This window comes from Sphingobium sp. TA15, assembly GCF_037101235.1.
GTDB classification, from domain to species: domain Bacteria; phylum Pseudomonadota; class Alphaproteobacteria; order Sphingomonadales; family Sphingomonadaceae; genus Sphingobium; species Sphingobium indicum.
The window spans coordinates 2,740,208-2,759,979 of record NZ_AP025355.1 but is presented as its reverse complement, the minus strand read 5'-3'; the positions used below and the strand labels follow the sequence as shown (position 1 = coordinate 2,759,979).

The 19,772-nt window shown below is 67.6% G+C and carries 13 protein-coding genes; 7 read left to right on the top strand and 6 right to left on the bottom strand.

Annotated elements, in window-relative coordinates:
- Window positions 1-5 precede the first annotated feature (5 nt).
- The gene (locus Sj15T_RS13670) at window positions 6-737 is read right to left on the bottom strand and encodes a response regulator transcription factor (protein WP_148225579.1); all 732 of its coding nucleotides are present in this window, start codon (window positions 735-737) and stop codon (window positions 6-8) included.
- Window positions 734-3,007: a Wzz/FepE/Etk N-terminal domain-containing protein gene (locus tag Sj15T_RS13665; protein WP_013041526.1), complete on the bottom strand. Its 2,274-nt coding sequence runs from the start codon at window positions 3,005-3,007 to the stop codon at window positions 734-736. Before Sj15T_RS13665 ends, Sj15T_RS13670 begins: the two co-directional genes overlap by 4 nt.
- A gap of 323 nt (window positions 3,008-3,330) precedes the next feature.
- Here Sj15T_RS13665 and Sj15T_RS13660 point away from each other — a divergent pair, with 323 nt between their 5' ends.
- Window positions 3,331-4,308: a 2OG-Fe(II) oxygenase family protein gene (locus tag Sj15T_RS13660; RefSeq protein WP_013041525.1), complete on the top strand. Its 978-nt coding sequence runs from the start codon at window positions 3,331-3,333 to the stop codon at window positions 4,306-4,308.
- Window positions 4,309-4,426: 118 nt separating this feature from the next.
- Here Sj15T_RS13660 and Sj15T_RS13655 read toward each other — a convergent pair whose 3' ends face one another.
- The gene (locus Sj15T_RS13655; RefSeq protein ID WP_013041524.1) at window positions 4,427-5,752 is read right to left on the bottom strand and encodes an O-antigen ligase family protein; all 1,326 of its coding nucleotides are present in this window, start codon (window positions 5,750-5,752) and stop codon (window positions 4,427-4,429) included.
- Window positions 5,753-5,953: 201 nt separating this feature from the next.
- Here Sj15T_RS13655 and Sj15T_RS13650 point away from each other — a divergent pair, with 201 nt between their 5' ends.
- The 6 genes from Sj15T_RS13650 (at window position 5,954) to Sj15T_RS13625 (ending at window position 16,363) form a co-directional block, all read left to right on the top strand.
- Window positions 5,954-6,958, top strand: a complete 1,005-nt coding sequence (locus Sj15T_RS13650) for a sulfotransferase (RefSeq protein ID WP_013041523.1) — start codon at window positions 5,954-5,956, stop codon at window positions 6,956-6,958.
- On the top strand, window positions 6,955-8,289 hold the full coding sequence (locus Sj15T_RS13645; RefSeq protein WP_013041522.1) for a pectate lyase: 1,335 nt from the start codon (window positions 6,955-6,957) through the stop codon (window positions 8,287-8,289). Before Sj15T_RS13650 ends, Sj15T_RS13645 begins: the two co-directional genes overlap by 4 nt.
- Window positions 8,286-9,452 (top strand): glycosyltransferase family 4 protein, encoded by a 1,167-nt coding sequence (locus tag Sj15T_RS13640; protein ID WP_013041521.1) that lies wholly within the window; start codon window positions 8,286-8,288, stop codon window positions 9,450-9,452. The genes Sj15T_RS13645 and Sj15T_RS13640 overlap by 4 nt, the downstream gene beginning before the upstream one ends.
- Window positions 9,449-11,137 carry a type I secretion system permease/ATPase gene (locus Sj15T_RS13635; protein ID WP_013041520.1) on the top strand — a complete coding sequence of 563 codons (1,689 nt, stop codon included), beginning with the start codon at window positions 9,449-9,451 and terminating at the stop codon, window positions 11,135-11,137. Before Sj15T_RS13640 ends, Sj15T_RS13635 begins: the two co-directional genes overlap by 4 nt.
- Entirely contained in the window at window positions 11,137-12,498 is a 1,362-nt protein-coding gene (locus tag Sj15T_RS13630) for an HlyD family type I secretion periplasmic adaptor subunit (RefSeq protein WP_013041519.1), read from the top strand. The genes Sj15T_RS13635 and Sj15T_RS13630 overlap by 1 nt, the downstream gene beginning before the upstream one ends.
- Before the next feature lie 127 nt (window positions 12,499-12,625).
- Window positions 12,626-16,363 (top strand): calcium-binding protein, encoded by a 3,738-nt coding sequence (locus tag Sj15T_RS13625; protein WP_013041518.1) that lies wholly within the window; start codon window positions 12,626-12,628, stop codon window positions 16,361-16,363.
- 216 nt (window positions 16,364-16,579) lie between these two features.
- Here the strand turns inward: Sj15T_RS13625 and Sj15T_RS13620 are convergent, their stop codons facing one another.
- The 3 genes from Sj15T_RS13620 to Sj15T_RS13610 all read right to left on the bottom strand — a co-directional run bounded on the left by Sj15T_RS13620 (window position 16,580) and on the right by Sj15T_RS13610 (window position 19,770).
- The gene (locus Sj15T_RS13620) at window positions 16,580-17,962 is read right to left on the bottom strand and encodes a lipopolysaccharide biosynthesis protein (RefSeq protein WP_013041517.1); all 1,383 of its coding nucleotides are present in this window, start codon (window positions 17,960-17,962) and stop codon (window positions 16,580-16,582) included.
- 27 nt (window positions 17,963-17,989) lie between these two features.
- Window positions 17,990-18,742 (bottom strand): response regulator transcription factor, encoded by a 753-nt coding sequence (locus Sj15T_RS13615; protein WP_013041516.1) that lies wholly within the window; start codon window positions 18,740-18,742, stop codon window positions 17,990-17,992.
- A 344-nt stretch (window positions 18,743-19,086) separates the two neighbouring features.
- On the bottom strand, window positions 19,087-19,770 hold the full coding sequence (locus tag Sj15T_RS13610) for a PIG-L deacetylase family protein (protein WP_007689444.1): 684 nt from the start codon (window positions 19,768-19,770) through the stop codon (window positions 19,087-19,089).
- Window positions 19,771-19,772 lie beyond the last annotated feature (2 nt).

The window sequence follows — 19,772 nt, the reverse complement described above, 5'->3', positions numbered from 1 at the left end:
AGCCCTTAATCCTGGCCGCCGCCCTTCAACAGATGCGCGACGATCTGCGTGCGGTTGGACGCGCCGTTCACCGCCATGATCGCCCGCACATGGACCTTCACCGTGCTTTCGCTGATGTTCAGCCGCTGGGCGATGTCCTTGTTGGAGGCGCCCTGCGCGAGCAGGCGCAGCACGTCGCGCTGCCGCTTGGTCAGCAGCTTGGACTTGTCCACCGCCAGCGCGATCCGCTCGTTGAGGCCGCCGGCCTTGTCGGGCGGGCGCATGTGCAGCGCGGCGGCGAGCGGTGCCGGATAGACCGCAAGCCCCTCCTTCAACAGGAACAGCACCCGCTGCATGGTGACGATGCCGGTGCTGGACCGCAGCAGGGCCTGCGCCCCCGCGGCGACGGCCGCCTGCATCAGCGCTTCATTGCCATGGTCGGCGATCACCAGCATGGCGGCGGCCGGCCATAGCTGCTTCGCCTGCGCGATCTGCAGCGGCAGGGCGGCGCTTTCCAGTTCGGAATCCCCCGTCTGGAACAGGATGATGTCGGGCGGCTCCCCGGCCTTGGACTGGTCCAGGCTGGACTGCTGCATTATGCGGACGCCCGCCGCCTCCAGCGCGACGGCGATGCAGGCCCGGCGAAGCGGGCTCCCGTCCAGGATCAGCAAGGTGAGACGGGCATCCTCTTCCACTATTACGCTTTCGAAACGAATGGGAGGCGAAGCCGCCTGCTTCAAGGGCGGGAGGCGGCTCATGCCGCCTTGCGCGTAAAGGCGTGGCGGACGCGGTCCGCCCAGCTCCGCCGGATGGGGAAGCTGTCGGAATAATAGGCGGCCGACCCCATGTAGAACTGGACGGCGTCGCCATAGCCGCGGCGGGCATGTTCCTCATAATCGACCTGGTTGAACACGGCGCCGACCACCTGGTTGTTCACCATCTGGAGCGAAGCGCGCAACTGTTCGACCGTCGTATGCCCCCATCGCACGACCATCAGCGTCGAATCCGCCAGGGAGGACAGGGTACGCGCATCGCGCACGGCCAATATGGCGGGCGCGTTGATGACCACCAGGTCGAACCGATCGCGCAGGTCGTCCAGCAGGCGGCCGACCTGCCAGCCCTGCACCACGGCGGCCGGATTGCGGATCTGCTCGCGGGTGCTGAGCACCACCGGCATCAGCGCGACGGGCGCCGCGCCCTCGGCGGCGTCATGGTCCACATGGCGCTCGGCCTGCGGGATCAGACGGCGGCTTTCGCCCGCATGGGTCAGCACCTCGATCAGGTCCGGCGTGTCGGAACCGTCCTGGATCGAACGCAGGATGCTGGGGCCGGGGCGGCGCAGGTCGAGGTCGACCACGATGGCGCGGCGGCCCATCGACGCGGCGGCCGCCGCCAGCGTCAGCGCCACGCTGGACTTGCCGTCGCCCGGCAGGGGCGACGTCACCAGCACCCGCTGGCTCGTCCCCTGGTGGGGCAGTTCCTCGATCTCGCTGGCAAGGTTGCGGGCGACCTCCGTGAACAGCGATTGCGGCTCCGTCGTCACCGGATTGTCCTCGATCGTCGCGGGGATCGGTTCCTCCAGCTTCGGCAGCATCGCCAGGGTCCGCAGGCCGAAGAGACGGCGAAGCTGGTCGCCGCTGCGCAGCCGGTTGTCGAACATCTCCATCCCCAGCACGATCAGGAAGGCGAGGACGGAGGAGCCGACGAACGTGGCCAGCGCCATTTTCTTGGGCGCGGGCGCGACGGGCTGGAGCGGCACGGCGGCGGCCGACACCATGGTCGAGTTGACGCCGGTGGTCTGGAGTTCCGACTGCACCGTCTGGGCGCGCTGCGCCGTGGTGAGATAGGCCTGCCGCGCCACCTCCGCCCGGCGGTCGAGAATGGAAAGGTCGACCAGATTGGCATTGTTGCGGAAGGCGGCGCCGGTCATGGCGTTGAGCTTCGCCTGCAACTGGCCCGCCCGGGCGGAGGCGGCGTTCGCCTCCGCCAGCGCCATGGCCCGTTCGCGCCCGGCATCGGTGTCGTTCTTCGTCTGCTGGGTCGCGACGACGGACGCGCGCTCCTGCACCAGCGCCCTGCTGACCTGCGCGATCTGGGCCGACAGCGCCTGCATCTGCGGATGGTTCGCGCCCATCTGGACGGAAATTTCGGAGCGCTGGCGGACCAGGTCGTCATACTGCTTCTGCAGATTGTCGAGCGCGGGGGAGGACGCGCCCGCCACTGTCCGCATGCTGGCGGCGCGGCTGACGCCGGCCGCCTGGGCCTGCATCGCGCTGCTCATCGCGGCGGTGGAGGCGGCCTCCACGGCGATGCGGTTCATCTGCTGATAGTCCTCCGCGCTGCCCGCGCCCATCGGCATCAGGTGCTGGCGGCGGAAATCGGCAACGGCCCTCTCGGCCAGTTCCACTTCATGGGCCAGGCGCTTGGTCTCCTTGTCGAGCGCCGTGCTGAGGCCGTTGCGCCAGGTCTGGCGGCGCTGCGATCGCATCTTCTGAAGGCTGTCGACGAAACGGTTGGCGATCCGCGCCGCCAGTTCCGCCTTGCGCGACTGGACGGTGATGTCGATGAAGTCGGAATCGGTGGAGCTGACCACGCGGGTGGTCTTGGTAAGCTGCGCGGCGGCCTGCTGCACCGTCATCTGGACGCCGTGCGTGAAGGCCTGGTTGCGGTTGAGGTTGAGGTCGCGCACCACCTGCTCCGCCAGCGCCTGCGAGCGGTATATGCGCGCCTCATTGGCGACGCGCTGCTGGTTGCGGGTGGCGTCGGCCTGGTTGGAGCCGGTGGAATCGTTCAGTTCCACCTGCACGGTCGCCGTCGCTTCGTAGCGGTTGGGCAGTTGCAACTGGACGATCAGCACCACCAGGACGCAGGCGATGACGATGCTGGCGACCAGCTTCATGTGGCGGCGGAGCAGGAACCAGATCTGCCGCGCCGACATCTGCTGCAACTCGAAGGACAGGTCGCGCGGCTTTTCCGCGCCGCCGCCCGCAGCGGCGCCATCGATCAGGGTGAGCTGTGCAGACGCCATGATAATCTCCCGCTCGCATCGGCGCGCGGACGCGCCCCGCCGTCAGGGCTGTCCCAACGAGGCGATAGTGCGGGTTGCGGCGCAAGAGAGCAAAAGCGCATCGGGGACCGGCGATGCGCATAGGTGCTAACCCTTCGGATCGAGGCGCGGCCCCATGCCCCGCCCGGACCGGATACCGATCCATGACGCCCCGAACGCGCCATGCATGCATTTACGGCCTAAACATTTCTGATGCGTGTCTGACTATTCCGGATCGTCCCATTCCGCACCATTGTGCGAAAGTTGAGCGAGGATAAGAACGCTCCGCATCAGGGGTTGGCCACATGATCGCGGAGTTGGCATATCAGGAACTGGAACCGGGCTCGCTCGCCCGGCTGTTCGGCGCGGGCTGCGCCGCGGTGCTGGTGCGCTGCCCGGACGTCGCCGCCGGGCTGTGGCGGGGATTGCTGGAGGACAGGGCGGAGCAGATGCCCTGGGAAGCGCCGCTGGTCGACATGGCGCGCAACTATCACGGCAGCGGCGACATCACCGCCAGCCTGGGCGACCTCTTCTACTTCCAGCCCGGGCGCCACGGCTATATCGCCCGGAAAATGGCCCTTTCCCATGATGAGGGGGAGGATCATGCCACCATGTATCCCCCCTATTTCGTGCAGGGCGCGCAGCATTATGCGCCCCGGCAGGCGCTGCTGGACCAATGCTGGGCGGTTGGCTGCCGGCTGATGGCGGCGCTCGCGCCGGAGGGGACGCCGCCCCGCGATTTCCAGGTCGTGGTGCAAAGGCTGAAATATCAGGAAAACGCGGGCGATTTCGACCGATTGGGCGCGCTGGCCCGCAATTCGCTGGGGCGATGGGGCCGGGCGGGCTGCGCGCTGGACGAAAGGCGGTGGCAGGCGGCGGGCGCGCTCAGCCCGCGCGGCCTGTCCGACCTATATGGGCTGCTGGCCGATGCGCCGGTCCTGGGACGGCTGCTGCGGGGCGTCAACCGGCTGTTGCTGCGCCGCGACCGCAGCAGGGACATCGCGCCGGGCCAGAAGCTGATAGAGAGCGCGCATTTCGACCATCGCTATTTTTCCGCCCTGTGCGGCGAACGGGCGCAGATGCTGACGCAGGTCTTCGCCGGCGGGCGATGGATCGACCTGCCGATCGATCGCGGGACGCTCGCGGTCATTCCCGGCAGCATGGCGACGCAGGCCTATGGCGTGCGGCACGTGCTGCACCGCGTGCTGCATGTGGAAAAGTCGGGCCAGACCGGCGGCGATCCACGCACGGACAATGTGACGCTGCTGATCGGGTCGGCTTGAGGAAGGGGAAAGAGGGTGGAGGGCGGACGTTAATGTCCGCCCCAGATTGAATCATGCTCCTGCCTGCGCAGGAGCATGTCGCGTTTCGATGGGCAAACCGACGGTATCGCCGCCCCGCCTATAATGCCGGCAAGGGCTGCGGCCCTACCGGCCGCGCATAGATCAGCCGCGCCGCTTCCGGCATGGCCCTGCGGGGGACATAGATGGTCGCCAGCGCCACCATCACCGGCATCACCCACATGCGCGAATACATGTGCGGATAGGACAGGGTGTAGATCAGGAACACCAGCACCACCGCCACCGCCATCGCGCCCTTGTCGCGGCTGACGCGCAGCCCGTTCGCCGCCAGCAGGACGATCAGCCCCAGCAGGACGATCAGCCCGCAAAAGGCGATCGCGCCGCCCTCGTTCCAGATCAGCAGGAACAGGTTGTGCACCGGATTGTCATAGGCGCTGAGTTCGCGATAGCGGTCCACGCCCATGCCGATGACGGTATAGTCCTCGGCAAATCCCCAGGCTTCCTCCATGAGCTGCGATCGGTTGAGGAACGTCCCCGCCTGGTTGATGTCGCCGCTCTCCACGGCATTGCCGACGCGCTCCTGGAACGCCTTGGGCAGCGGGGCGCCGCTGGCGAGGAACAGCCCGGCCGCCACCGCCACCGCCAGCCCCAGGCGGAAGATGTAGCGCACGCCCATCAGCAGCAACGTCGCGAAGATCGCCAGCAGCGAGGCTGAAAATCCGGTGAAGGACGCGCTCAGCATCAGGCCCCAGAGCAGCAGGACCAGGCAGGCGAGCCCGGCCACGCCCCCGATCAGCCGGTGGCGCATCGAATAGAGCAGCATCGGCAGCGAGAAGGCGACGACCGCCCCATTGGGATTGGGCTGGCCCGCCATGGACCCCAGCCGCCCATTGCCGGTGATGAAGCCGTCGCCCAGCCAGTGCAGCGTGTCGCTATAGGTGAGGAAGGAACTGGCGGCGATGCCCACCGCTTCGGAACAGGCGATGCCCAGCATGAAGACCAGCGGCGCCTTGCGGATCGTGCCTTCCTCCTGCTGCATCAGCAGGATCGGGATGCAGAGGAAGGCGACGGTATATTGCAGGGCGATGTTCACCCAGCGCAGCGGATCGCCGTTGATGATCGACCCGATGAACAGCCCGCCCAGCATCATCACCAGCCCCGCGAGCCAGAAGGGCGTGAGCGAGCGGAAGGGCGTGACGCTCAGCCGGCCGCGCAACGCGGAAATGGAGAAGCTGATGAGGAAGAAGAGGTCGGAAAAGGTGAGATTGATCTGGCCGACGCGCAGCAGGCCCCAACCGCTGAGGAAGATCGCGATCAGCAGGCAGCCGCGCGCGATCCTGTCCCAGATTTCCTCATGCGCGGCCGGAACATGCGGCGCGGCGGCCGATGCTGGACCGTGGGGGGCAGGGCTGGCGAGAATCGTCACGGCCTTGGAAGCTGCGCCTCGCGCCGTTCCCGCGCAAACGCCCTTCGGGGCAGGGCATGGGGCGATTCCAGCCAGCCCGCCTATCCGAATTTGCCGGAGGATCAGCCTTGTGATCCGTTGAAATGCCCTTGCGACTGACGGGATAACGGCAGCCGAGCGCCGCCGGACCGGCAGGGCGTCTAGCGCGACGAGGATGACCCGGTGACCGATGCGATCCTGCCCCTGCGCAACAGCGAACCGCCGGCGACGGTGGAGCAGGCCGTCGACCTTTCGCCGTCCGCCGCGCGGCAGGGATCGGTCAGGCTGATCTATGTGGCCGGCTATGGGCGGAGCGGGACGACCCTGCTCGACATCGCGCTGGGCGAGCATCCGGCGATCATGGGCGCGGGCGAGGTGACGACGCTGGCGCGGCATGTCTGGGACCGCGGCGAATATTGCGCCTGCGGGGCGCGGGTGCGGGACTGCCCGCAATGGAATGCCATCGTCACGCGCTGGACGCAGGGCGAACCGGACGGGTTCCTGGCCCGCTATCGCCGCGCGCAGGAACGGACGGAGGCGCTGCTGGCCCCGGCGCGGCTGCTGCGCCTGCCGGGATGGCGCGACCATGTTCGCCGAACCGTCAAATTGCTGCGCGGCATGGCGATGGTGTCGGGGCGCCCGATACTGGTCGATTCCTCGAAACTGCCGGGACGGGCCTTCGCGCTGGCGGCGATGCCGGGCGTTGACCTGCATGTCGTGCATGTGGTGCGCGACGGGCGCGGCGTCGCCTGGTCGCTGATGAAGGGGCACAGCCGCAGCGTCGAAAAGGGCGTGCAGCGCGAATTGCGGCCCAAGCCGCTGCTCTACACCGCCCTGCGCTGGGCGATGGTGAATGTCGCGGCGGAACTGCTGTGCCGCCGGGTCGGGCCGGGGCGCAGCATTCGCGTGCGCTACGAGGATTTCGTCGACGACCCGCGCGGCACCATCGGGCGGATCGTCGCGCTGGTGGGGGAGGCGCCGCATCTGCCCGCCGCCGACCTTGCCCCCTTCGCGCCGCAGCACCAGGTCGCGGGCAGCCGCCATCGCATGCAGAAATCGCTCAGCATCAAGGGCGATGATCGGTGGAAGCGGGAGATGCCGGGGTGGAAGCGGCGGCTGTTCACCCTGTTGTGCGCGCCCTTGCTGCGGCGATACGGCTATGCCTTGCGCGGCGGAGGCGCGGCATGAGGCGTCTGCTGGCCGGCATGCTGTTGCCCGTCGTGATCGCGGGCTGTTCCGGCGCGGGCAGCGAATCGCGGGCGCAGCCGGTGAAGGGCGACCCCGCCTTTCCCGGCGCGGTCGGCTATGGCGCGGCGGCCAAGGGCGGGCGCGGCGGGCGTATCCTGGCCGTCGACACGCTGGCCGACGGCGGGCCGGGGTCGCTTCGCGCCTGCATCGACGCCACCGGACCCCGCGTCTGCATATTCCGGGTGAGCGGCACGATCCGCTTCACCACGCGCCCGCCGGTGATCGCCAATCCCTATCTCACCATAGCGGGGCAAACGGCGCCGGGCGGCGGCATCGTCATCGCCCATGCGGGCGGCGCGGAAGGGCGCACGCCCATCCTCATCAAGAACACGCACGACATCGTCATCCGCCATGTCCGCGTGCGCAACGACCGCACCGGCACCCATCGCGGGTCGGAGGACAGCTTCACCATAGAGAATAGCCGCCAGGTGATCATCGACCATGTCAGCGCAAGCTGGGCGCGGGACGAGCTGATCAACGGCTATGGCGACAATGACTGGATCACGATCAGTAACTCGATCTTTGCGGAGGGCATTCCGCGCCACGACAAATGCGCGCTGCTGGCGAGCGACCCGAAGGGGCCGCAGCATTTGAGCTTCATCGGCAATATCTGCGCCCATAATGGCGACCGCAATCCGGACCTCAACTTCCCCCCCGGCTCCTGCGCGGAGGTGATCAACAACATCCTCTATAACGGCCAGTCGGAATTCGCGGAGATCTGGGAGAGCTTCGGCGGCGTTCCCGTCTCGCTGATCGGAAACAGCTTCATCGCGGGGCGGAACACCCGGCCGGACACGGTCGGGGTGGCGCGCAACGTCATGGGGTCGAAGGGGGTGGCGAGGGTTTATCTGGCCGACAACCGCTTCGACGGGGATTTCGTCCATCTCTCCCCCCTGTTGAAGGAGGCGGAGGTGGACCGGCCGCCCTGCCCGCCGACCGTCGCCGCCGAACCGGCGGAAGCGGCCTATAGAGCGGTGCTGAGCGATGCGGGCGCCTTTCCCCGCGACCCTTTCGACCGGCGAATCGTCAAACAGGTGCGCGAACGCAAGGGGCATATCGTGAAGCAGCCCGGCCTGATCGACGATCCGGAACCGGGAGCGCCCTATGCCGATGCGGACGGCGACGGCATGGACGACCTGTGGGAGGCGGAGCATGGCGCCGATCCGCGCAAGGCCGATCCCTGGGCCGATGCCGACGGGGACGGCCTGGCCAATCTCGACCAGTTCCTGGACCAGCGGGCGCGCGACCTGATGGACGGGATTGCGCCATGAACGCGCCCCTGCCCCGGCTGAAGCCCGCGGATGCGGCGCGGGACGATCGCCTGCGCATCTGCTTCCCCTTTTCCGGGGACAGCATCGGCGGCAGCCATATTTCGGTGCGCGGGCTGATCGAGCATCTCGACCCGGCGCTCTACCGTCCCATGGTGGTGACGGAGGCGCCCGGCGGCATGATCGCCAGTTTCTTCGCCGGGCATGAGCGGATGGACGACCCCGCCGCCCAGGGGCCGTTCGTGCCGGGCGAGGCCTTCACCCTGCGGAAATTCGGACGGACGCTGGGCGGCGTTCTGCCCCGCGCCCGTTTCCTGCGGCGCAACCGGATCGACATCGTTCATGTCAATGACGGGCGGAGCAGCGCCAACTGGGCCTTGCCGGCGCGGCTGGCCGGGGCGAAGCTGATCTGGCATCATCGCGGCGATCCGGGGGCGCTGGGCCTGCGCCTGCTCGCGCCAGCGCTCGCGCATCGGGTGCTTGCGGTGTCCTCCTTTGCCCTGCCGCCCGCCGGCATCTGGTCGGCGCGCGGTCGGGCGTCGGTGATCCACAGCCCCTTCGACACCAGCCTGGAGGTGGACCGGGCCAGGGCGAGGGAGGCGCTGATCCGCGAATTGGGCGTGCCGCCCGATACGGTGTTGCTGGGCTATTTCGGCGCCTTCGTGCCTAGGAAGCGGCCCCTGCTGTTCGTCGACATGGTCGCCCGGCTGGCGGAGATGAGCCCGCGCCCGGTCATGGGCCTGATGTTCGGGGAGGCGCGGGTGCCCGCCATGGACATGGCCCTGCGCAGGCGGATCGCGGAAAAGGGCGTGGAGGACAGGGTGAAGCCGATGGGCTACCGCACGCCCGGCCCCTTCTGGATCGCGGCCTGCGACCGGCTGGTCGTGCCCGCCGTGGGCGAGCCGTTCGGGCGGACATTGGTGGAGGCGATGCTGGTCGGCACGCCCATCGTCGCCGCGCGCTCCGGCGGCAATATCGAGGCGCTGGAGGGCGGCATCGGCCTGCTGGTGGAGCCGGACGACGCCGGGGCGCTGGCCCGGGCCTGCATCGATCCGGGCGACGCCCGCGCCATGGCCCTGCGCGCCCAGGCCGATGCCCGCGCCCGCTTCGGCGAGGCGGCCCATTGCGCCAGGGTCTGCGCCGTTTACGAAGCGCTGCGGTCATGATCGGGGCGGTGAAGCGGCATTTCCTGTGGGCGGCGCTGTTCAGCGCGCTCGCCAATCTGCTGTTCCTGGCGCCGACGCTCTACATGCTGCAAATCTACGACCGGGTGGTGCCGACGCGGGGCGGGACAACGCTCGCCTTCCTGACGCTGGCGCTGCTGCTGGCCTTCGCCACCCTCTCGCTGCTGGAACATGTCCGCTCGCGCATATTGGTGCGGGCGAGCATCGGCCTGGACCGGCGGCTGGCGCGGACGCTGATCGCCGCCACCCTGCGCCAGCAGGCGGGGGAGGGGATCGGGCGCACGAGCCGCCAGCCCATCCGCGAATGCGACCAGCTTCGCCAGACGCTGACCGGCCCGGCCATGTTCGCGCTGTTCGACGCGCCGTGGACGCCGATCTACATCCTGGTCTGCGCGCTCATCCACCCGCTGATCGGGCTGATGGCGCTGGCGGGCAGCCTGGTTCTGGTCGCCGTCGCCTGGGCAAGCGACCGGGCGACGCGCCAACCCCTGTTGCAGGCCAGCGCCGCGGCGAACCTGTCCTATGGCAGCCAGGAACAGACGATGCAGGGGGCAGAGGCGGTGCGCGCGCTGGGCATGCGGGGCGCGATGGTCCGGCGGCACCTGGCGGAGCGGGAGGACATGCTCGGCTGGCAGGCCGAAGCCAGCTTCGCCGCCGGCAGCCGCATGGCGATCAGCCGCTTCCTGCGCAACATGCTGCAATCCGGCGCGCTGGGGCTGGGGGCGCTGCTGGCGATAGACGGGCAGATTTCGGGGGGCGCGATCTTCGCCTCCTCCTTCCTGCTGGGGCGGGCGGTGGCGCCGGTCGACCAGCTTGTGGGAAGCTGGCGCAGTTTCGTCGCGGCGCGGGCTTCGCATGGGGAGATCATGGCCTGGCTGGACGGCGCGACGGATGACGCGCCGCAGACCAGCCTGCCCCGTCCGAAGGGCCGGGTCGATGTGGAGCGCGTGACCGTCGAGGATTCGCATTCGCAGCGGCTGATCCTCAACAACCTGTCCTTCGCCATCGGCCCGGGCGAGATGGTGGCGGTGATCGGCGCCAGCGGCGCGGGCAAGTCGACGCTGGCGCGGCTGGTGGCGGGCGCCATAGCCTGCGACCAGGGTGAAATCCGCATCGACGGGGCGGAACGGTCGCAATGGGACGGCGACGCGCTGGCCGCCCATATCGGCTACATGCCGCAGCAACTGTCCCTCTTCGCCGGGTCGATCCGCGACAATATCGCCCGCTTTGCCGATCCCGACGCCGACGAGCGGATCGACGCCGACGTGATCGCCGCGGCGCAGCTATGCGGCGCGCACGGGATGATCCTGCGCCTGCCGCAGGGCTATGACACGATGCTGGGCTGGGGCGGCATGGGGCTGTCCATGGGCCAGACGCAGCGGATCGCGCTGGCCCGCGCCCTGTTCCGCGACCCGGCGGTGCTGATCCTGGACGAACCCAATGCGCATCTCGATTCCGATGGCGAGGCGCAACTGATCGCGGCGCTGGCCAGCGCCAAGGCGCGGGGCGCGGCGATCATGGTGACGGCGCACCGCACCGGCCTGCTGGGACCGGCGGACCGGATATTGGTCCTCGACAATGGCCGCATGCGGATGAGCGGACCGCGCGATCAGGTGCTGGGCGCGCTGGCCCGTCCCCGTCCCGCGCCCGTGGCGGGAGCGGCCTGATGCTGATGCGCACAAGCCGGCCCCTGCTGTTGCCGCCGCCCGGCCGGCCGCCGGCCGTTGCGGTCGACCCCAGGCCGGAGGTGCGCGGCGGATTGCTGGTGGCGGCCGCCTTTTTCCTGCTGTTCCTGGGCTGGGCGGCCTTTGCCCGGCTGGACGCGGCGGCGCTGGCGCCGGGGCGCACCACCGTGGCGGGGCAGAGGCAGAGCGTGCAGCATCGCGACGGCGGCATCGTCGCGGCGATCCTGGTGAAGGAAGGCCAGACGGTCCGGCAGGGCGAAGTGCTGGTCCGGCTCGCCGTGCCAGCCGTGGCCGCGCAGGAGAGGGTGCTGGCGTCGCAGGCGATCTGGCTGATCGCGCAACGCGCCCGCCTGCGCGCCGAACAGGTGGGCGTGGGCATGGAGACGCCGGTCGAGTTCCGCAACCTGACCGGGGACGACCGCGCCGATGCGCAAGCGGCGATGCGGGCGCAGCGGGCGCAGATGGCAGCGCGGTCGGCGCTGCTCGGCACGCAGCAGGGCGTGGCGATGCATGAGGGGAGCCAGGCAGGGTCTCAGGCGGCGGGCTATCGCGAGCAGGTCGCCTCGGTGATCGAGCAGGAACGGCTGATCACCGACGAGCTGGAGAGCCTGCGGACCGTGGCGGAGAAGGGCTTTGTCAGCAAGACGCGCATCCGCGCGCTGGAGCGGGCCAAGGCGGACCTGATCGGCCAGCGCGGGCGCCTGCGCGCTGCCCGCGACAGCGCCGCCAACATGGTGGGGGAGGCGCGGCTGAAGGCGCTGGAGGCGAAGCAGAACCTCGAGGAGAAGATCGCGTCGGAACTGCGCGATACCCAGGCGCTGCTGGGCGACGTGCTGCCCAAATGGGGCGCGGCGCGGGACGAACTCGCCCGGACGCAGGTGCGCGCGCCGGTGAGCGGGACGGTCGTCGGCCTTGGCGTGCATACGGTGGGCGGGGTGATCGCGGCCGGTCAGACGCTGATGGACATCGTGCCGGGCCATTCCGCCGTGGTGATCGAGGCGCGATTCTCCCCCACCGACGTCGACGACCTGGCCGTGGGGCAGAAGGCGGAGATACGCTTCGCCGGCTTTCCGGGGCGCAGCCTGCCGATCATCGAGGGCAAGGTGACCCGCATATCGGCGGACAGCTTTGTCGAGGAGAAGACGGGCATCGCCTATTTCGCGGGAGAGGTGACCATCGCGCCCGATCAGATCGCGCTGATCCGGCGGTATCGGGAAGGCGATTTCGCGATGAAGCCGGGCATGCCGGTGGAGGTCGTCGTGCCGCTGCGGCGGCGGACGGCGCTGCAATATATGGTCGACCCGCTGACAGACAGCATGTGGCGTTCCTTCCGGGAGCAATAGGCGCGCGCCTACACCCATTGGCGCACTCCCGAAGGTGTAGGCGCTATCCCTAAGACCCCACCGCCGCGATGCGATTTGCCGCTAAGGATTCCGGACCTTTAACAAGGACGCTGGATAGGGGGCGGGCATGGCGAATTTCTTTAACGTGGTGGGAAGCCAGACCATCACGGCAGGTAGTGAGAAGGACCAGTTCTTCGCCTTCACCCGGCTTGCCAATCTCGACACGGTGCGCCCCGACGCGGTGCTGGCGCAACTGGTCTGGAACTCCGCGATCCTGACCGGCAGCGGCGCGGCCTATCAACTGGCCGCCAGCAACATCCAGATTTCCATGGACCTGCTGATGGGCGGCACCGGCACGGACGTCATCTATGGGTCCAACCTGTCCGACGCGATCTTCTACAATAATGGCGTGATTTCCGGCGGCTTCGGCAGCTTCGACAATATCGAGCAGTTCTGGCTGGGCGACGGGGACGACATCATCGACCTGACGGCGCATGGCGCGGGCGGGATAGACTATGCCAAGGACGTGCTGGTCCAGGCGGGCCTTGGCAACGACATCGTCATCGGCGGCGCGGGCAAGGACAATCTTCAGGGCGACGGCGGCAACGACATCATCTTCGGCTGGCGCGGCAGCGACACGATAGCCGGCGGCGCGGGGGACGACCTGCTCTACGGCGACGATCTGGGCTTCAACAACATCTCTGGCGACGATACCATCGACGGCGGCACGGGCAACGACATCCTCTATGGCGGCCGCGGCAGCGACAGGATGACCGGCGGCGACGATGACGACATCCTCTACGGCCAGGCCGGCGGCGACAACATGTCGGGCGGGTCGGGCAATGACATCCTCCATGGCGACGATGCCGACACCAACAGCAACGACACGCTGAACGGCGACGCGGGCAATGACCAGCTTTATGGCGGCGCGGGCAGCGACGAACTCTATGGCGGCACCGGCGACGACCTGTTGGATGGCGGCAGCGGCAACGATTACATGCATGGCGGCGCGGGCAACGACACGATCCTCGCGGGCGCGGGCAACGACGTGATAGACGGCAGCGCGGACGTCGACACGCTGGTCTTTTCGGGCAACCGGATGGACTATGTCTTCACGCTCCAGGCCGATGGCAGCTATGTCGCGGTCGACCAGCGCGCCGGCTCTCCGGAGGGTAGCAAGACCATCCGCAACGTCGAATATTTCCAGTTCGCGGACATGACGACCCCTTCCACCGCGCTGAATGCGCCGCCGGTCATCACGTCCAACGGCGGCGGCTCCAGCGCGTCCCTGACCGTCGATGAGAACGTCACCGCCGTCACCATCGTCACCGCGACCGATCCCGACATGGGGCAGGCGGTCGCCTTTTCCATCGTCGGCGGCGCAGACGCCGCGCTGTTCGCGATTGACGCGCTGACGGGCGAACTGCGCTTCCTCGCCGCGCCCAATTTCGAAAGCCCGGCCGATGCCGACCGCGACAATGTCTACCAACTGATCGTCGCCGCCAATGACGGCAATGGCGGCGTGGACACGCAGGCGCTTTCCGTGACCGTGAACGACGTGCCGGACGGCTCCGCGCCGGTCATCACCTCCAATGGCGGCGGCGCCAGCGCGGCGATCGCCATTGACGAGAATGGGACGGCTGTGACCAGCGTCACCGCCACCGATGCCGACAGCCCGTCGATCGGCTTCGCCATCATCGGCGGAGCGGATGCGGCGCTCTTTGAGATCGATGCGGTGACGGGCGCGCTCCGCTTCAAGGCCGCGCCGGACCACGAAGCCCCCGCCGACGCCGATCATGACAATGTCTATGACGTGATCGTGCAGGCCAGCGACGGCGCCAATGCGGACCAGCAGATGCTGGCGGTGACCGTCGCCAATCTCAACGATAACGCGCCGGTGCTGACTTCCTATGCCGGGGCGGCTTCCGTCGCCCTTTCCGTCGCCGAAAACAGCCTGCTCGCCGCGACGGTCCAGGCCAGCGATGCCGACGGCGCGGCGCTCAGCTACAGCATCGGCGGGGGCGCCGACGCGGCGCTGTTCACCATAGATCCGGCGACGGGTGCGCTGAGCTTCAAGACGGCGCCCGATTTCGAAGCGCCCGACGACAGCAATGGCGACCGCCTCTACCATGTCATCGTCAGCGCCAGCGACGGCAGCACCAGCGTCTCGCAGACCCTGGCCATCAGCGTCGCCAATGTGAACGACAACGCGCCGATCATCACCTCCAACGGCGGCGGCGCTTCGGCGTCGATCAGCATGGCGGAGAATGCGGGCGCCGTGACCGTCGTCACCGCCAGCGACGCGGACGGGACCGCGCCCGGCTTCGCCATTTCCGGGGGAGCCGACGCCGCGCTGTTCACCATAGATCCGGTGACGGGCGCCCTTTCCTTCATCAACGCCCCGGATTTCGAGAACCGGCTCGATGCCGATGGCGACGGCGTCTACCAGGTGACGGTGCGCGCGACCGACGGCAGCAACGCCGATGACCAGCTTCTGTCGATCACCGTCACCGACGTCGCGGAAAACGGGAAGACGATCACGGGATCTTCGGGCAACAACACGATCAGCCCCACGACCGCCGTGCTCGCCTATCAGACCACGGCGCTCAACGACACCATCTACGCCCTTGCCGGCAATGACGTCATCGATGGCGGAGCGGGCGCGGACTATATGGACGGCGGCGCGGGCAACGACAGCTTCTATGTCGACACATGGTCGGACGACGGCTTTGCCGGCAATGACGACCAGGTGATCGAACTGGCGGGCGGCGGCAGCGACCTTGTCTATGCTTCCGTCAGCTACCGCCTCGCCGCCAATGTCGAGAAGCTGACGCTGACCGGCGCGGCGGCGATCAACGGCATGGGCAATGAACTGACCAACACCATCACCGGCAATGATGCGGCCAATATGCTGTCGGGCGGCCTGGGCGCCGACATCCTCTACGGCATGGGCGGCGCCGACGCGCTGGACGGCGGCGACGATAACGACACCCTCTTCGGCGGCGACGGCGACGACATGCTGGTCGGTGGGCTGGGCGACGATTATCTGGACGGCGGCGCGGGCGCCGACAGCATGACCGGGGGCCTGGGCAATGACAGCTATATCGTCGACAGTTGGTCCGATGACGGCAACAGCGCCAATGACGACCTGATCGTCGAGCTGGCGGGCGAGGGGACCGATCAGGTGAGCGCCTCCGTCAGCTACAAAATGGCGGCCGAGATCGAGAAGCTGGTTCTGACCGGCACGGACTCGATCGACGGCATCGGCAACGACATCGCCAACACGATGACCGGCAACAGCGGCAATAACGGCCTGTGGGGCGGGCTGGGCAACGACACCCTGCTGGGCAATGGCGGCGACGACCGGCTCTATGGCGAGGACGGGCAGGACAGCCTGGACGGCGGCGCTGGCAATGACCTGCTGGACGGCGGCGCGGCGGGCGACACGCTGAAGGGCGGGGCGGGCAGCGACATGCTGATCGGCGGCGCGGGCAAGGATACGCTGACCGGCGGCGCGGAGGCGGACGTCTTCATCTTCAACCGCGGCGACACGACGCTCAACACGGCAAGCTATGACCGCATCACCGATTTCAAGGCGATCGAGGGCGACCGCATCGACCTCGACTTCCTGAACGGCTCCCTGCCCGCTGCCGACTATGCCGAACGGACGATCGCCACCAACAATTTCGCCGACGCGCTGGCGGCGGCCAACACCACCGCGGGCGTCAATCATGTGGCGTTCGTCGCCGGCACGACCGACGGCTGGATCTTCTACGACGCCAATGGCGACGGCGCTTTCGACCAAAGCGTTCAGCTGGTGGGCGTCAACAGCCTGGCCGGGGCGGATTCGACCAGTTTCTTCTAGGACCGATCGACATTCAGCCCATAACGGCCTGCAAATGGTTGAAGCGAGTCACGTGCCTCGCTTCAATCCCGTGCTTCCGGTGCTCACGTACTTTAAGTACGCTGCGCTCCGGGTCACAGAAAACTACCATTTTCGGCTCGCCCTGAACTGAATGTCGATCGGTCCTAGGATTTGTGGGGATGGAAATGTGCCGGGCCGGTCGACGCCCGATCCGGCTCAGCCCATGCTCGCCGCGACCGGCCGCACCCTTGCCCGCCGCAACCAGGCGACGTCCAGCAGCACCGCCGTCACCACGCCCAGCATCACATGGGCCATGTTCCCGCCAATGGGTCCATAACGGGGAACGGCATAGGCCGCGACCGCCACGAACAGCGCCGTGCCGAAGCCGGAGATCGCAAGGACCGCCCAACTCCGGTTCATCGCCAGCATCGCCGAGCGGGAGGGCGCGGCATGCAGCATCAGCATCACGGCGACCAACTGCGTCAGCAGCAGGATATAGGTTTCCGAATAGGCCGCGCCCGGCCCGACCCGGATGAGCAGCGGCCCCAGCAGCCAGGCGCCCGCCAGGATGGCGAGGCCGACCGCCGCCAGCGCCATCTGCACCTGCAGCGTCGCCGCCCGGAAGGTCCGGACATTGCCGTTCGCCCACATGCGCGCGACATCGGGATAGACGACCGCCTGCACCTGCGCGCCCACCTGCGTCGCGACCTTCGCGATGCGCTTGGCGAGATAATAGACCGCCGCGGCCGAACTGCCCGCCACCGCGCCGACGAACAGCGAGTCCGCTTCCGTGGTGATGACGCGCAGGGTCAGCGAAAGGTTGGTCGAACAGGCAAAACCGAAGAAACCCGGAAAATCCCTTGCCAGGCCCTTCAGCCGGGCATGCAGCGGATTGGGTATCCCCATCTTTCTCAAGGCGCGGAATCCGACCCAGAAGACCAGGACCGAACCCAGCGCCTGCGACGCCGTCCACGCCACCATGAAGCCGACCAGGCCGGCATGCGTCACCATGCAGACGAAGGCGAGCAGGATGCGCAGCACATTGCCCGCCACCTGCGCATAGGCCAGCATCTTGAACTGGCCCGACAGGCGCAACGCGGCGGTCGGCACGCCCGCGATGTTGAACAGGGTCGCGACCGAATAGATCGCCACCAGCTCGACATGCAGGGGTTGAAGGCCAAAGAGCGGCCCGAACAGCCATGCCAGCCCGACGGCGCTGAACGCCGCCACCGCAGCGGCGCCCATGTCCAGCATCAGGCCATAGCAGTACAGCCGCTGCATCCGTCGCGGCGAACCCCTGGCTTCTTCCTCCACCGCGAAGCGGATCAGCGGCTGCCAGGATTCGAAGCGCAGGATTCGTTCGACCACGCGATTATAGGACAGGACCAGAACCATGACGCCATAGGTCGCCGGTCCCAGCGATCGGGCCGCCATCGCCACGCTGACCAGCATGATCAGCGCGTTCAGGAAATTGCCCGACAGCAAATGCCCCACCGCGATCAGCCGGCCCCGGCTTCCCTTGACCAGGAAACCCGCGAACCGGCCGCGCAGCATCGGCAAGGCGCGTGCGGCGAGCGCGCCCTTCACATCATATGCCATGACGATCCCCCCATGGGGTCGTGAAGATCAGGCGCGGCTGGCCAGCCCCGCCAGTTCCAGGACAGGCAATTGCGTCGGATGGGGGATGGCGACGGGCAGTTCGGGTTCGACCTCCGCCACGCGTCCGCGCATGCCGTGATTGGCCGCCCAGATCGCCGCCTGGGTCCGGTTCTTGACGCGCAGCTTGCGCAGCACGGCCTTCACATGGACCTTCACGGTCGCCTCGCTGATGTCCATCCGCTTGGAAATGACCTTGTTCGGGCATCCCATGATCAGCCAGCGCAGGATTTCCAGTTCCCGGTCGGACAGGCAGGCCGCGTCCACCGGGCGTTCGACCTCCAGCGCGTCGGTCAGGCTGGGCCGGGATTGCAGCTCGTCCGCCAGTTGCGGAGGAAGGACGCGCTCGCCCATGGCCACCAGCCGCAGCGTCGCCACCAGCCGGTCGCAGGAGATTTCCTTGACGATATAGGCCAGCGCCCCGAGCCGGAAAGCCTTGAGCATGATCTGGAAATCGAACCTGTCGGACAGCAGGACGAGATAGGAACAGGGAAAACGTTTCTGCAGAACCGAAAGCGTTTCTATGTCCATCGCTTCGGTCCCGTCGTCGATCAGCAACAGGGACGGGCCCGTATCCTCCTCCGGCACCTCAACCTGTTGAAGCGCCGCGGCGATATTGGGATATTGGGTTACGCGGAAATCCCGTTCAATCAGGATGCGGCTGAGCCCCTCCCGAACGATTGCATTACCGCACAACAGACGCACATTAACTGGGTAAGACATTGGGTGGTCCCCTCATGATCTCCTCTACCCCCGTAAGCAGGCCCCAAACGGAATGTAGAAGACCAGTAATCAAATGCCTGTAGTGCGACCCTTTCTTTTTGTTTCAACAACTTATCAGTAGCATATTTTTGCCGCGAGAGTCCCGATATGTTCAATGGAAATTTCGGGTGCGCGCAATAAGCCATTAACATATTGTTAATCTGCTGAATTTTTCACGCCATTGCGGAAATATGCCGCACCTGCGGCAGCCCAGCTTACTACTTTGGTGTTATCGCGAATGGTCTAGCCGGGAATCGCCCGCGCCGTTTCGCATCCGGAGCGATTCGCGCGGAAAGTAATCCAGGTTAATCTATTTGTCGCACCAGAACAAATGCTTCGGCCGCCTGGCGATAGACCGTCGCGCCGCGCAGCGTCGCGAGGGCGCGAATGGCCTCTATCGACCGCTCGTCGGGGCTGGGTTTCACCTGGCTCCGGAACGCCTGGAAGGCGGCGATCTTGCGCTCTATCGTCTCGCTGATGTCGACGAACATGTTGGGGATGAAGGCGGGCGTGACGCCGGGGGCTAGCCAGTTGGTTTCCGAAAGAGTCTCATAGGCCAGGACGCAGCTTGGCCCGCCCGGCCCTCGCGGCCGGGCGTGGACCAGCGCGGCGTTGAAGACGATCTGATGGTCCAGATGGATGTCGCCGATGAAGGGGATCAGCAGCAGGTCGGGCGCGATCCGCGACAGCGCGTCCGACAGCGCCGCATTCAGCTCGCTGCGCCTGACCTGGTCCAGCCCGGCGGCCGGGAAATCCAGGAAGCAGGTGTCGGCCACGCCGATCGTCCCGTGCGCCTGCAGCGTTTCGGAGCGTATCCGCCGCACCAGTTCCTCGTCGAACAGCGGCGGCTGGCCGCGGGTGACGACGACGACATGCACCTCGGCCCCAGCTGCCGCCGCCCGCGCCATGGTGCCGCCGCAACCCAATATCTCATCGTCGGGATGGGGCGCGACCACCGCGACCCGTCGGGCGTTGAAAGGCAGCGACATCG

Coding starts and splice junctions, on each gene's coding strand:
- Sj15T_RS13640 (WP_013041521.1), top strand. CDS start 8,286: ATGAACGCGCCCCTGCCCCGGCTGAAGCCCGCGGATGCGGCGCGGGAC.
- Sj15T_RS13610 (WP_007689444.1), bottom strand. CDS start 19,770: ATGTCGCTGCCTTTCAACGCCCGACGGGTCGCGGTGGTCGCGCCCCAT.
- Sj15T_RS13635 (WP_013041520.1), top strand. CDS start 9,449: ATGATCGGGGCGGTGAAGCGGCATTTCCTGTGGGCGGCGCTGTTCAGC.
- Sj15T_RS13625 (WP_013041518.1), top strand. CDS start 12,626: ATGGCGAATTTCTTTAACGTGGTGGGAAGCCAGACCATCACGGCAGGT.
- Sj15T_RS13645 (WP_013041522.1), top strand. CDS start 6,955: ATGAGGCGTCTGCTGGCCGGCATGCTGTTGCCCGTCGTGATCGCGGGC.
- Sj15T_RS13620 (WP_013041517.1), bottom strand. CDS start 17,962: ATGGCATATGATGTGAAGGGCGCGCTCGCCGCACGCGCCTTGCCGATG.
- Sj15T_RS13630 (WP_013041519.1), top strand. CDS start 11,137: ATGCTGATGCGCACAAGCCGGCCCCTGCTGTTGCCGCCGCCCGGCCGG.
- Sj15T_RS13660 (WP_013041525.1), top strand. CDS start 3,331: ATGATCGCGGAGTTGGCATATCAGGAACTGGAACCGGGCTCGCTCGCC.
- Sj15T_RS13665 (WP_013041526.1), bottom strand. CDS start 3,007: ATGGCGTCTGCACAGCTCACCCTGATCGATGGCGCCGCTGCGGGCGGC.
- Sj15T_RS13615 (WP_013041516.1), bottom strand. CDS start 18,742: ATGTCTTACCCAGTTAATGTGCGTCTGTTGTGCGGTAATGCAATCGTT.
- Sj15T_RS13670 (WP_148225579.1), bottom strand. CDS start 737: ATGAGCCGCCTCCCGCCCTTGAAGCAGGCGGCTTCGCCTCCCATTCGT.